This window comes from Deltaproteobacteria bacterium (assembly GCA_016180855.1).
Classification (GTDB): domain Bacteria; phylum UBA10199; class UBA10199; order JACPAL01; family JACPAL01; genus JACPAL01.
The window spans coordinates 121,340-135,316 of record JACPAL010000015.1 but is presented as its reverse complement, the minus strand read 5'-3'; the positions used below and the strand labels follow the sequence as shown (position 1 = coordinate 135,316).

Here is a 13,977-nt window from a genome sequence, read left to right as displayed (position 1 = left end):
ACTACCCCAATCTCTGCGCTGATCGCAAGCCCTCTGAAGGTATTGGTGGTGTAACTAACGCTAGCAATAAGCGATACACTTTTCGCAGGCGGTCCCTGCCACATCTTCTCGAAGATTGGCCTGACGGAGTTTTTGAAACGGCTTACTATGCCAGGCCTCCATAAAGGAGATCTCATTCAAATTCCCCATGTTGAAGCGCCCATCATGATCAAAACAACAGGCAGAGAGTCGTCCATCATAGGTAATATGCCCTTCCGTGAAAAGAGACCAGCAGGGAAGAGGCTCTCTCAGCGCTCCTATCCTCCCAATGTTGCCGGCAACGGGCTGTGTATCCTTAGCACCACCAGTAAGTCCCGCCTGCGAATAAAGAGGAAGCCAGTAGTGTTGATCGACATAAGGCTTGATCTGCAATACGGCGTTCTCCATTCGTTTCAGCTGCTCTCCATCGTACTGGATCGAAGAGGCATATAAACCGCACCTGTGACCTGTCTCCTTCTCTACCTGATCCCGCACTTCCCATGTTTCACGGATATGCCGAACAACGGTTTCAAAGGCATCAACACCCGTCACTTCCTTGCACTGCTCGGGTCCTGACCAATTAAAGGAAAATTTCAAGCTATCGAGACCCGCCATGAGGCAGGCCTTAATCCTCTCCGGAGTAGCCATCCTCCCATTGGTGGTTAAGAAAACATAAGGATATCCAATCTCATTTTTGGCATAGGCAATCGCTTCGGCTAGTTTTTTGTAAAGAAGAGACTCACCGAGATAGAACATTCCTATCTCTTCGACACCTGCCGCTCGCATCTCACGAAGGAGTCGGCACAATAAATCCCAGTCAATATCCCCCTTTTCGCGCAGTCTAAAGCTGGTCGCACAGAAAAAACACTGGAAATCACAACGTGCCGTCAATTCAATCTTAACACTTTTGGGGCATGGAGGTGTAACACTCCTATACTTCGGAGGAATGCGGGTAATATTGTCAATTCTTCCCGTAATAACCTCTTTCTGCACCGAGCCTACACTGGTAGCCAAACTCATAGTTATATCCTCCTTTTCACATATAAATGGTTTTTAATATGGATGGTTTAGCTTAAGATCAATATGATTAAAGGCACCCCGAGGAGCCGCGACGCAGGCGTACTTGAGGGTACGTCGAGGAGCCGGCGACGAGGGGAACGCAGCAGATGGCATTTTTCAACAGTCCCATAAAATGATGGCAACTTGACTCCCCCTAAACCGCCGCTTATATATAGTCTCCTCCATGAGGGCTCTTAAAACTTTGATAGTTATTCCGGCACGTTACGGTTCAACACGCCTACCTGTAAAACCCCTCGCCAACCTTTGTGGAAAACCGATGGTCCAGCATGTTTATGAGAGGGCCAGGCAGGCAAAACTGGCCAACGAGGTTGTGATAGCAACTGATGATGAAAGGATTTTCAAAGTAGCCCAGTCATTTGATGGCCATGTCATCATGACCTCATCGCGTCACACCAGCGGTACAGATCGAGTGGCCGAGGTCAACGCGAAATATCAAGCCGAAGTGGTTGTCAACCTCCAGGGGGACCTTCCGCTGATTCAACCTGCAACACTTGACACCTTGATTTCGGGCTTTTGTGAACCGGGTCAGACCGCCCCGATGGGGACCCTCAAAAGTGACCTGTCCGATCCAACCGAAATTGAGAATCCAAATCTGGTCAAGGTGGTAACCGATTTAAAGGGGATGGCACTCTATTTTTCCAGGTCTCCTATCCCATTTGCCAGAGATGGAAAACAGACCCAAGTTTTCAGACATATTGGAGTCTATATCTTTCAGCGTCAGTTTCTTCCTCTCTTTAGCCAACTCCCCCCCTCACCGCTTGAAAAAGCAGAATCCTTGGAGCAGCTTCGAGCACTCGAAAATGGTTATCCCATCCGTGTATTTTCAACGTCCCAATCAGTCGTTGAGGTTGATACCTCAGAGGATCTTCAGAAAGCCTCCCTTCTTCTTTCACAACAATGACAATTATTCTTAACACAGAAAAGCGAAGAGTCATTTTGGGAGAAAGTCTCTTTCTTGTTGGAGGTCCCTGTGTCCTGGAAAGCGAAAATCTGGCGTTGCAGGTCGCAGAATCCATGGTACGTCTGACAGACGAATTGGGGATCCCCTATGTTTTCAAGTCCTCCTATGACAAAGCGAATCGGACTTCTGTCAAGTCGTTCCGGGGACCGGGGATCGAAGAGGGGCTCCGAATCTTGGAAAAAGTCAGGAAAACATTTGGTGTCCCGATACTGTCTGACGTCCATCATCCGGAAGAGGCTCGGGCCGCGGCAGAGATTATTGATATTCTTCAAATTCCCGCCTTTCTCTGTCGTCAAACCGATCTGTTACTCGCCGCTGGTCGTACGGGAAAGCCGGTGAATATCAAAAAAGGTCAATTTATGGCCCCCTGGGACATGGAACAGGCGGTTGAAAAGGTTCGTTCCACAGGCAATAGCCAGGTCCTGTTGACAGATCGGGGAACAAGTTTTGGTTACAACAATCTGGTGTCCGATATGCGCTCAATTCCAATCATGAAGAAGACCGGCTGTCTGGTGATCTTTGATGCCACGCATAGCGTTCAGCTCCCTGGTGGAAACGGAACCTCAACAGATGGTCAGCGGGAATTCATTCCAACACTCTCTTTGGCAGCAGTGGCGGCTGGTTGTGATGGTTTTTTTATGGAAATCCATCCAGATCCGGTAAGAGCCCTTTCCGATGGAACAAATATGCTACGTTTAAGTGACGCCCCGGCGCTTCTAAAAAAACTGAAAACCGTTTATGCCGTTGTAAGAGGAAAGTGAACTGATGAAAAATGATACCATCATAACAAGTGGGCGAAGGGTCCTGGAAATTGAGGCCAAGGCGATTCAGGACTTGAGAGGCCGGATTGATGCCAACTTTTGCGAGGCCGTTGACATTCTCTTTCGCTGCAAAGGAAGAGTCGCGGTGACAGGAGTTGGCAAATCGGGAATTATTGCCCGAAAAATCTCGTCCACGTTGGCCAGCACAGGCACTCCCTCCTTTTTTCTTCATGCCGCTGAAGGAAGCCATGGCGACCTTGGCATGCTGACGAAGGGAGATGTCGTTCTCGCCCTCTCCAACAGCGGAGAAACCGAAGAAATCCTTAAACTACTCCCCTCCATCAAGAGAATGGATCTCCCTCTCATCTGCCTTGTTGGAAATGAACATTCCACGCTAGCCAAGACAAGTACCATCGTCATGAACGTCAGTGTTCGTGAAGAGGCGGCTCCGATCGGTTTTGTCCCAACCACTAGCACCACGGCAGCCCTCGCGATGGGAGATGCAATGGCGGTTGCGTTGTTAGAAAAGAGGGGGATCCAGGCAGAAGACTTTGCCCTCTTTCACCCCGGAGGAACGTTGGGGAAGAAATTATTGACCAAGGTACAGGATCTGATGAGGGGAGGATCGGATCTTCCGATTGTTTACGAAGAGACACCGATGAAAGAGGTTATCACGGAGATGAACGCCAAGAGGCTGGGGATGACCTCGGTGCTTAATCATGATCGAAGGCTTGCGGGAGTAATCACCGATGGTGATCTGAGGCGTCTCTTGGAAAAGACAACCGATTTTTCTCACCTAAAGGCCCGTGATGTTATGACTCAAGCCCCAAAAACAACTTACAAGCATCACCTGGCTGCCAAGGCGGTCCAGTTAATGGAGTGTCACGAAATTGCGGCCCTTGTAGTTGTTGACGCCGATCAACACGTGGAAGGGGTCATTCATCTGAATGATATTTTGAAAGCAGGTGTTGTGTAGTCATGGTGGAAAAAAACAAAATCTTTATCGGATTTGATCCTGGTTCGGAAATTGCTTACCACGTTCTGAAATACTCGATAGAAAAACATGCCTCAAGACCGGTGGAAATTAATCCCCTTAGGTTGAAGGATATTGTTGCAAAAACAGGATTCCGAAGAGAAAAAGACCCGCTCGCCACAACAGAATTTACCTATACACGTTTCTTGGTGCCTTATCTCTGTGGTTTCAAAGGAAAGGCACTCTTTATGGATAACGACATGCTCTGTTTCTCCGATATCAACGAGTTGTTTGACCTGGATCTTGATTCCTATTGGCTCCGGGTCGTCAAACATAACTACCATTCGGAAGTAGCAATCAAGTTGGATGGACGACCCCAGACAAACTACCCCCGGAAGAACTGGTCCAGCCTGATGCTATTAAATTGTAAACGATTGACCTGTTGGTCGAAGGAGGATGTGGAGATGAAGCCAGCAAGCTGGCTTCATCGGTTTGAACCGATTTCGGATCAGTTTATCGGAGAAATCCCAAAGAGCTGGAATGTTCTGGAGAGGTATGATGAATCAACGAAGTTGATTCACTATACGGAAGGCGGACCGTGGTACGAAAACCACAAGAGCCATCCTTATGGTCAGATCTGGTTTCAATACCGGGATGAGATGAAAAGAAATTCTTAAAGTCGCGAGAGTGCCACGATCGTAAAGATCATGCTCGTAGTAAAATTGGTGATCGTCATGAAGAGGCTCAGCCACCCTTCAGAGTCGAATCTCTTTTCCGGCACAATGATCGTATCCCCCGGATTGATGACGATGCCCTCTTCTTTGCCTTTCTTCACCTTGACACGCTTGCCGTCTGGAGAAACGACATAGAGCTTTCTCTTTGCCATGAGCGTTTTTCCAGCTGCCAGACTCAAGTATTGAGAGATCGTGTAGTAAGGATTAAAGGGATAGGCGCCCGCTTCGTTCACGGCACCGACGACAAAAACCCTGTCTTCAAAAGACGGATAAAAAATATTGTCTCCCGGGAGCTTGGGCAAACCGAAATCAAACCTGTTCTTCTTGGTAATAACATTTGGAATATAAATAACATCTCCCCCCTGGATATCGAATTTTTTCCAATCACTAGAAGAAGGTTCCAATTTAATAACTTGTCGCTGTGATCCCTCAAAACGAATTATATGAATTCCGTCTTCCACGAGAAAGCCGACAGTAAATCCACCGGCCAAACGAACCACATCGTCAATAGATGTCTCACGAACCATCTCGTATTCACCGGGCCTCTTGACAGCTCCAACAATACGAATCGTTTTTCTTTTAAGTGGCACAAAGATGATATCGTTATCCTGAACATAAGGATTTTGAGAGAGATCAGCCGAAATCTTGAATTGAAGCAGATCATAGGTTTTTTGTTGCTTCTCATGACGCAACTCGACTCGTCTATCGGACCCAAGTGGAGTCACTCCGCCGGCCATCCCAACCAGTTCAGCCATTCGTGTTGAGGCCATCACCCGATAAGTCCCCGGATAAGTCACCTCCCCAAGCACGTGAACCTGATAAAAAAGAACAGGGGGAGCGCCCATTCCTCCGCCCATCGGCGAAGAAATCTGAGGCACGCCAGCTGTCCCACCCCCATGAAGAAACGGTGACGGAGGAGGAGGAATGCTTTTTTCGCGAAAGCTTAATCCGGAGGCCGCATCGGCACCACCACCACTCTCGGTCGGGATTTTCGTTTGAGCCAACACGTCGCTTACCCCAACAGAAAAGAGAAATGAAACAAGAACAAGAGAAGCAAGAAACCTATTTATCCAGGAACTTTTAAATTTCATAGGTGTCGCTCTCCCACTCTCAAGCGGTGGATATACTCCCATCCCAAAACAACGAATAGAGAAAGGAAAAACGATGACAACAAAGAAACATTAATAGCCATAGTTCGATTCGGTTTCCAGGGCCGAGCCGGGAGGGACGGCGCGTCGAGGAGAGAAAAACCGGCTATGGCGCTGGCTTCCTCCACCTTGGTATTTTCGTACTGCTGAACCAAGGTTCCCTGAAGTTGCCTCAAAAGCGCCAATCTCCCCATAAGATACTCTAAATAGGCCTGTTGAGGGACATCCTTGACAATGACACCCCGTGTTCTTTCTTCCAGTTTTTTTTCTTTCATCCGAATTTCCCCCAGGTCGAACGAGGACGAATCCGATTGTTCACCAACATCCGGACCGGACTCATTCTGGTCACCATAGGCAACCGAAATTCCAGTGTCATTCACGACAGCTGAGGAGTTAATTGTCACATCAACTTTCGAATCGACACCCGAAATCGATGTCTTTTCATAAAAATCGCTGATGAGCTTTGTTGCCTCCAACAGTTCGACCTGATTTCTCAAAATTTGAGCCTCCAAATTGACACGCTTGTGCCGTGACTTCATCATCGACTCCTGATTGATAAATTCTCGAAAACCCTCAAGGTACCAGCGAATCAGATCGACCGTCAGTTCCGGCTTGACTGAAACCGCAGCGATCTCAACCGTACCTGCCTGTCTGGCCTCCTCAAAACTCATCATGCCCCGCAAAGATTCCGCCGCCTTATAGAGGGGAATTTTTTTTATCTCCCTCTCTCGCTCCTCCGGAGAAAGATATTCAGGTATATCATACAGAACGGGGATGAGATCGAATTTTTTGACAATTAATTCCGCAAGAGCGCGACTTTCGAGAAGGGTAACCGCTCTTCTGGTAGGATCATTAGCCATCGGAACACCCATTGCACCGGCAAATCCTGCCAACCCCGCAGGAAGGGCAATCCCGCTTCCTTCAGAAGCAGACGGTATAATTGATGCTTGGGCACGATAAAACGAAGTTGACACTAAGGCATAAGTAACCCCAACGAGGAGCCCCACAATGACAAAGGTTCCAACAATCCACCACCGACGATAGATGATCCTCACATATTCCAGTATATTTATCTCTTCACTCATTGATCGCTCCGCTTATCCAGACAAGCGCCGTTCAGTAATGCATCTTCTTAGATGATGTCCAGTCTTTAGTTGAAATTCTTTGACAGCCCTCATGATTTTTTCTCTTCTCAAATTTCAACTAACGTTGGTATACCATCGACGTCGTTGAGGTGACAGGTAAATCTTGTAATAGAGTCTGACCAACATCGTTAATACACTCCAGATATTCCTGAAAGTAAAAAATTTGGTCTGTCCATACGTCCGAGGTTTCAGTCTCATCTCGACTTCGTGAAGCGACACTCCCATTTTTGCAAGTTGAACAACAATCGCCGACATATAGCCAAAACCATCCGTCGATAGCATGACCTCGCGAACCCTTTCTTTTGAAAGGATGCAGGGACCATTGTAGTAACGAATCTTTAACCCAAAGAGGAAATTCAAAAGCTGAACATAGAAGGAGGAGATCAGCCTGCGTACAGGAGACCTAACTGACGTGTTGCCAATGAAGAGGAGTACAGAATCGCACATCACGGAGGCTTCGAACATCCTTCGAATGGAGGTTTCTTCGATCTCATTATCACCGGGAATCATCACAACGCGAGGATAGGTGGCCCTACGAATGCCTTCACGATAGCAGAAACCAAGCCCCTTTGGCTCTGAATGATGAATCACCCTGATTTCCGAATATCGACCCGCCAGCTGATTTGCCAACGATCCGGTTTCGTCTCGACTTCCGTCGTTAATAAGCAAAATTTCCAGACAAACCGGTAACCCATGAACGGCATTAAAGATCGCCTCCGCCGTTTGAGACAAGTTTCCCGCTTCATTGAGGGCTGGCACAATGACACTAATTTCGTCCAATTTCATCAAAAAGGCCCGTTCCATTCCGAAGAGGGGTTTTCTGCCTGATATCCCTTCCCTGAAACGACATTGAAATGTTCAAGGGACCCATTCTGAAGCATCCTCAGTACGGCCTGCTCAATGGTTCCCGTGTCCGGGTAATAGACTCTTTCCAGAACGGCACTGCACGGGGTTGGCGCGAAAGGAAGCCCCAGACGTTGCACGGGAGATTTCAAGGCCGGGCCGGCACGTTCACTCACCGAGGCAACAATTTCCGCGCTCATTCCTGCAAATACAAAGGAAGTGTCAACAACCAGCAATCGACCGGTTTTTCTGACGGACGAGACAATAATATCGACATCCAGAGGCGAGACCGTCATCGGATCGATCAACTCAGCTTCTATCCCTTGACGGGCGAGATTAACCGAAACCTGCCGACATTCCCATGCCATATAGGACATCGCCACGATAGTGATATCCTTCCCCTGTCTGAGAATCCTGCCCTTCCCCAAGGGTAATGAGTACGGTTCTTGCGGGACCCCGTCTTTTTTTTCGTAAAGCCACCGGTGTTCTAGAAAAATAACAGGCGCTTTCTCCTTCAGGCTCGACATTAACAATCCCTTGGCCTCGAAGGGGCCTCCAGGAAGAACAACCTTCAGACCTGGAACGTGTGCAAAAAGCGCCTGTAAACTTTGGGAGTGCTGCGCAGCCTGTCCCCACCCTCTACCAATAACGGCTCGGACGGTCATTGGCACGGATATTTTGCCTGCCGTCATATAGGACCATTTTGCCGCATTGTTAACAAGCTGATCCATTGTGAGCAGCAGGAAATCATTTCGGGCATGAACCAGCACCGGATGAAGGCCATCCATGGCGCTCCCAATGGCAATACCGGTCATCGCATTTTCAGAAATGGGGACGTCAAAGACTCGGGATCCACCAAATTGTTTTAGGGCATCGGAAGTTGTTCCAAAGGCCCCTTTTGGATCATCCACACCAACTCCCATGATGAAAATCCGTTGATCTCCTCGCATTGCCTGGACAAGCGCCTCGCTTATGGCCTCTCGAAAGGTCAATTCACGCATTGGAATCAAAACACTCCTTGAAAAAGGGAACTGTTGACTGGAAAAGGACTTTCCTTAGCAAACTCCCATGAATTTTGAATCCTGAAATCAATGCCCTTCTCCCATCCTTCAACAACACAGGGATCCAAACCTTGTTCAACAAGTGACCCGCGCAAACGCTTGACCGGACATTTCTCCCTCCAAAATTGGAGATCGGCCCCGCTCCGATATCCCAATTCATGATCGCAACCGGGGCCTACATGGTCTTTCCAGCGATATGTCTGGCACTCGAGCAAAGTCGGACCTCCGCCATGACGTGCCTGCAAAACCGCTTTTTGCGCCGCTCGAAAAACTTCCAGAACGTCTGAACCATCCACGCGACAACCAGGAACTCCAAAACTCTCTCCTCGCTCGAAAATGTTGTCCCGAGCCTGCCGTCTGGCAAAGGGAGTGTACGTTGCGTAAAAATTGTTCTCGCAAACAAAAAGAACCGGAAGTTTTTTTAAAGAAGCAAAGTTCAATGATTCATAGAAAACACCCTGTTCCGTAGCTCCATCCCCGAAAAACACGGCCGCCACTTTTCCGGATCGAGTCATCTGGGCCGAAAGGGCGACACCGACACCTAGCGGGATCGACCCTCCCACGATGGCAGAGGCCCCCCACATGCCTTGCGCGACATCGACGAGATGCATGGAACCGGCCTTGCCCGAAGCACATCCGGTTTCTTTCCCGCAAAGCTCGGCAAACAATAGGGCCGGATCCCCTCCCTTGGCCAGATAATGCGCATGACAACGGTGAGTTCCGAAAATAACATCCTCCTGTCTCAAGGCAGTACAAACACCAACAGCAATAGCCTCCTGTCCGATTGAAAGATGCACAGGACATCGCATCTCTTGTTCTCCATAGTGCTCGACAATTTTTTCTTCTGTTCTTCGAATCAAGTAGAGCGAACGGTAGAGGTCAGAGACGATCGCCAATGGAATATCAAGTAATAAGGAGGCCATAATAACAATCCTTTAAATGAAGCTGATGTGCTCCGGAGGAAACCTGACCTTCCACAAATAACGGTTAACCTCATCCATACGACAGTTCGTACGGCACTCGGAAATATCCAGTTGGCTGCGAACATATTCAAAATTTTGTCTGCGTTTTTCACCCTCCCAGATCTCCCTAAAACCCTGTTCATGGATATTCCCATAACAGAAACGCGTATCATTAAGGTAGGCCGAACAACCGTAAAGATCCCCATTCGCCATAATATAGGCCCAGAAAAACGGTGTCGCCTGACAAACCGAGTAGGACCGCTCCTGCTGGAGCTTTTCCATGGTATGACGTCTAAAAACAACATGAAACCGATCGTCGTTAAGCTTCTCTAAATGTTCAGCCAAATGGTAATACTGGCTGTACTCGATCCCTTCATAAACGCGGCTGATCCCTTTAAGGTGTTGAGAGTAGGGTTTGATGACAACATAGTCGACTCCGATCTCCTTGGCGCGCTGAGCAAGAGCATGGGCCTCACCCGCGTTTTCCGGCAGAAGAACCATTTGGATTCCGAGTCGACATTTTTTTAAACCGCCGCTTTCCTTCAAAACGGCAGCCGTTTCCATATTCCGCAGTGCCCTCTCGAAATCACGAGGGTCGGTCTTATGGATCTTGGCATATGTTTCCGCGGAGCCCGCATTGACGCTCGCCTTGATCCATTGAACAGAACCCAAGGCCTCTTCGCAAAATGTTCTCGTAAGAGGCACCGCATTCGTAGTAATGCCGACATCCAGCCCGGAAGCCGCCGAATGAACTACCGTCTCGGCAAGAGGTTTAAAGAGCAACGGTTCCCCCTCTCCGGCAAACATCACACTCTTGACACCGGCCGCGCCCATCTCAGACAGCGCTCGTTTCAAATGAAAAATATCCAGTTTGCGCATCTGATACCCTATGTAGTCGACAGCGCAAAATGTACAGCGGTGATTACAGGCACCCATCGGAGAAACTTCTATATAAACAGGATAGACTTTCCTGGCTTTTTCCCAATCGTCCTGAGCCTCCGCCCACTGGGCGACGCGAGCAGGATGATATGAAAGTTTTTCGCCGTCGATCTGAAGTTGGTCCGTCATTTTGTTATTTCAGGAGAGCCGTTATAAATTTATAAAGATGCACCGGTGCCACCGGTTCCCGGTTACAGACGACATTGACCGCCATCGCACCGACGGCATTACCGACAAAAGCCATCAAATCGATTGGATAGTTTTTGACGGCACAAGGTGCCGTAATCGACAAATACGCATCTCCGGCCCCAATCCGGTCGACAACTTTATTGGAAAAAACAGGCGCCGAAAAGAAACCTTCCGGCTCGCGGTAAGTGATCGAACCCAATTTCCCCCGGGTCACTGCCACTTGGCGACAATGCAACTGACGTGAAATCACCCCTATACTCTCCTCAAGCGACCCATCCCGATCATGAGTCGCCAGTCTTATCTCTGGCTCTGAAAGAGAAATGAAGTTCGCCTTCGGATATTTTGTGATGACGTTAAAACCAAGATTGGCGCTGTTGGTCTGCGTGTTGATGGCCAAAAATGAGGACTTTTCGGAAAGCAACCCGATTATGCCCGGCTGAAAAAAACCGTGCCCGTAATCGACCGCCAAGACCAGATCATATTCAGGGAGACGCGTGGCGAGAAAATCCTCGATCCTAGAGGCCGATGACGACATTGGTTCAGGATCGGGAAGGTAACAAACTTCAAACAGTTTTGAAACGAATTGCGGATCAACGAACCTTCGTTTGACGATTGTTTTCCCCTTCCCAAAAAAGAAATATGGCCTCACTTTTGAGTGTAATCGACTGCGAATAAAATCCTGCCGGTCATCCTCCTTCCCCAGAACGCTGACCAGATCAACCTGACCACAAAATCCTGCCATGTGATTGGCACAAGCCAGTATGCCGCCTGCAAAGGCCTCTTCATAAAGATAACGACTGACAAGTATGTTGTCTTTGGCTGACTTGTTCATCGTGTGGCAATAAAGATATTCGTCTATGATAGTCTCTCCAATCACAAGAACTTTCAGAGATCGAAGTTGATCGAGAAAACCGATGACATTTTCTGCGGAGTATTTTTGACGAAAATTCCTCAGAAATTCCTTTGTCTCTGGCGAATGGACGTCAAAGTAAGCATTCAAAAGCTCCGTAGAACTGAAGACATCTCCCCGAGTAAAAAAGATCCCTCCCCCAACTTTATGGACCGCTTCGGTTTCCTTCGTGATCCCTTGCGTCACATCGTTTTCCCCATCGCTATACTCCCACCCTTTAACATAGATATCGGGACGAAGAAAACGAATCGTCTCAACAGCTGTAGGCCATCGATTAATGGTAACATAGTCCACCATTTCAAGCGCCGTCAGAAAATCGGCCCGCAATCTCTGATTAAATACAGGACGTCCAGGCCCCTTATTCACAAAGTTGTCCGGCGTGATACTCACAACAAGGATATCCCCCTGTCGTTTGGCTTCTTCAAAATGGTGAATATGGCCGGGATGTATCAGATCAAAGACGCCATGGCAGAGAACGATCTTTTTCCCCTGCCCCTTCCGTTCAGCCAGCAGATGAGACAACTCCTCGACTGTCTTTAATTTGATTGATTGCATTGATTCAAAAAACGATCGTTAACCATCCGAAAAAAATACGTAGTTAGCAAATGATCAAGAAACGCGAACGAATCCTCCACATGACCATATTCGCCAACAGGAGTCGCGACATGGATCAAGTGCCTGCAAAGTCCCTTCAGAACCCCGCCATCAAATCCGACTAACCCAACCGTGATCCCCTCCTTCCGATTGGCATATTCAACGGCATTGATGATGTTAGGCGAATGTCCGCTTGCAGATATTGCAATTAAGACATCTCCTTGCTCAAAATATCTCTCAAGCTGTCTTACAAAAATATTTTCGAAACCTTCGTCGTTTCCCAAGGCCGTTACGACAGATAAATTATCCGCCAAACTGGTGACTCTGAATGGTTTTTCCCCCTTCCACTCACGATTCACATTCAAAAAGTCGATGGCAAAGTGCGACGCAATCGCGGCGCTCCCTCCATTGCCCACTAAATATATTCGCCGCCCTTCCTGACAAGCTCGCATCAAAACTTCGGCGGCAGTGGCAACCGCCCCCAGATCTAACTGTTGAAGAAAACCGATGAAACGGTTTCGGTAATTTTTGGCATAACTCTCAAACTGTGTAGCACCCATGTAAGAAAACACCCACCTCTTCACCTGAATTGTGAATTGAGCTAGCTACTCGATCAACACGTTGATTGCAACCTCATTTTTTAGCATCTATTTATGACTCAGGACAGGACACTAGTGGATATCAGGATAGATATTTGAACCACGTTTCAGTCGCCTGAGCGATTGCCTCTGACGTCCAGACGGGGGCTTCTCGCCAATAGTCTATATTCTTTAAAAGCTCTCGGACTCCTTTGGCAAATGGGACAGATGGCTGCCACCCAAGCATTTCACTTATCTTGGAGATATCCCCCTGGGTTTTGTCCGGTTCTCCCGGTCGCTTCGGGATGAAAACCTTCTCTCCTCCGATCAGATCCACAATCTCGTTCACGCTGTGAACCTCTCCGCTTGCGACATTAAACACCTCCTGCCGAATGGGAGAATCAGCGGCCATGAGAATCGCCCTTGCGACATCAGTAACATAGGTAAAATCCCGAACCTGAGTCCCATCTCCAACTACCGTAAATGGCCGACCATGGATCTTCTGTGCCATAAAAACTCCAAACACGGCTCCATAGGTCCCTGAGGTCCTGGATCGCGGACCATATACATTGAAGAATCGGAGTGAAATGACGGGCAGCTTATAGACTAATCCCCAGTGGAGCACAGACTGCTCTCCCAGAAACTTGGTGAGCGCATAGGGGTACTGGGGGCGGATTTCCGCCGTTTCCGGGGTCGGATAAAGATCGGGAATCCCGTAACACGAAGAGGATGCAGCATAAATAAATTTCTTGGCTTTTCGACTTGCCTCCAATACCGAAAACGTACCGTTAACGTTATTTCGTACGTATTGTTCTGGTCGATCGATGGAAGGAACAATATCAGCCAACGCGGCCAAATGAAAAACCCAATCGACTCCTTCGAACCAGCGTCGGATAGACAAATGATCATTAATGTCCGCTTCTACAATCTTGGTCTGGCGGGTATGAGCAAGATTGGTCCTCCGACCCGTAGAAAAATTGTCGATGACCACGACATCATGACCTTCAGCAATTAACTGGTCAACAAGATGGCTTCCGATAAAACCGGCTCCACCGGTAACGATCGTCTTCATAAGAGCAAT

At 48.3% G+C, this 13,977-nt stretch carries 14 protein-coding genes; 4 read left to right on the top strand and 10 right to left on the bottom strand.

Annotated features, from left to right (window positions below; translation table 11 throughout):
• Positions 1-60: 60 nt before the first annotated feature.
• Positions 61-1,038, bottom strand: coding sequence for a radical SAM protein (locus HYT77_08215; protein MBI2067980.1), 978 nt, complete (start codon positions 1,036-1,038; stop codon positions 61-63).
• Between the two features lie 223 nt (positions 1,039-1,261).
• On the opposite strand from HYT77_08215, the gene kdsB reads away from it, so the two are divergent.
• The 4 genes from kdsB to HYT77_08195 are packed head-to-tail and all read left to right on the top strand — an operon-like array spanning position 1,262 to position 4,470.
• Positions 1,262-1,999: a 3-deoxy-manno-octulosonate cytidylyltransferase gene (gene kdsB / locus HYT77_08210; protein MBI2067979.1), complete on the top strand. Its 738-nt coding sequence runs from the start codon at positions 1,262-1,264 to the stop codon at positions 1,997-1,999.
• Positions 1,996-2,820, top strand: a complete 825-nt coding sequence (gene kdsA / locus HYT77_08205) for a 3-deoxy-8-phosphooctulonate synthase (GenBank protein MBI2067978.1) — start codon at positions 1,996-1,998, stop codon at positions 2,818-2,820. Before kdsB ends, kdsA begins: the two co-directional genes overlap by 4 nt.
• A 4-nt stretch (positions 2,821-2,824) precedes the next feature.
• Positions 2,825-3,796, top strand: a complete 972-nt coding sequence (locus HYT77_08200) for a KpsF/GutQ family sugar-phosphate isomerase (protein MBI2067977.1) — start codon at positions 2,825-2,827, stop codon at positions 3,794-3,796.
• Between the two features lie 2 nt (positions 3,797-3,798).
• A complete protein-coding gene (locus HYT77_08195; protein MBI2067976.1) occupies positions 3,799-4,470 on the top strand; it encodes a glycosyltransferase in 672 nt (223 codons plus the stop codon).
• Here the strand turns inward: HYT77_08195 and HYT77_08190 are convergent.
• The 9 genes from HYT77_08190 to HYT77_08150 form a co-directional block, all read right to left on the bottom strand.
• Positions 4,467-5,618: an SLBB domain-containing protein gene (locus HYT77_08190; protein MBI2067975.1), complete on the bottom strand. Its 1,152-nt coding sequence runs from the start codon at positions 5,616-5,618 to the stop codon at positions 4,467-4,469. The two genes, HYT77_08195 and HYT77_08190, sit on opposite strands and share 4 nt — an antisense overlap.
• Entirely contained in the window at positions 5,615-6,760 is a 1,146-nt protein-coding gene (locus tag HYT77_08185) for a hypothetical protein (GenBank protein MBI2067974.1), read from the bottom strand. Before HYT77_08185 ends, HYT77_08190 begins: the two co-directional genes overlap by 4 nt.
• 114 nt (positions 6,761-6,874) lie before the next feature.
• Positions 6,875-7,606, bottom strand: a complete 732-nt coding sequence (locus HYT77_08180) for a glycosyltransferase family 2 protein (GenBank protein ID MBI2067973.1) — start codon at positions 7,604-7,606, stop codon at positions 6,875-6,877.
• Positions 7,606-8,664: an alpha-ketoacid dehydrogenase subunit beta gene (locus HYT77_08175; GenBank protein ID MBI2067972.1), complete on the bottom strand. Its 1,059-nt coding sequence runs from the start codon at positions 8,662-8,664 to the stop codon at positions 7,606-7,608. The genes HYT77_08180 and HYT77_08175 overlap by 1 nt, the downstream gene beginning before the upstream one ends.
• 5 nt (positions 8,665-8,669) lie before the next feature.
• Positions 8,670-9,647, bottom strand: coding sequence for a thiamine pyrophosphate-dependent dehydrogenase E1 component subunit alpha (locus HYT77_08170; protein ID MBI2067971.1), 978 nt, complete (start codon positions 9,645-9,647; stop codon positions 8,670-8,672).
• Between the two features lie 12 nt (positions 9,648-9,659).
• Entirely contained in the window at positions 9,660-10,754 is a 1,095-nt protein-coding gene (locus tag HYT77_08165; protein MBI2067970.1) for a radical SAM protein, read from the bottom strand.
• Positions 10,755-10,758: 4 nt separating this feature from the next.
• Entirely contained in the window at positions 10,759-12,279 is a 1,521-nt protein-coding gene (locus tag HYT77_08160; GenBank protein ID MBI2067969.1) for an adenylyltransferase/cytidyltransferase family protein, read from the bottom strand.
• Entirely contained in the window at positions 12,261-12,878 is a 618-nt protein-coding gene (locus HYT77_08155; GenBank protein ID MBI2067968.1) for an SIS domain-containing protein, read from the bottom strand. Before HYT77_08155 ends, HYT77_08160 begins: the two co-directional genes overlap by 19 nt.
• Positions 12,879-12,999: 121 nt before the next feature.
• Positions 13,000-13,968: an SDR family oxidoreductase gene (locus HYT77_08150; protein MBI2067967.1), complete on the bottom strand. Its 969-nt coding sequence runs from the start codon at positions 13,966-13,968 to the stop codon at positions 13,000-13,002.
• Positions 13,969-13,977 lie beyond the last annotated feature (9 nt).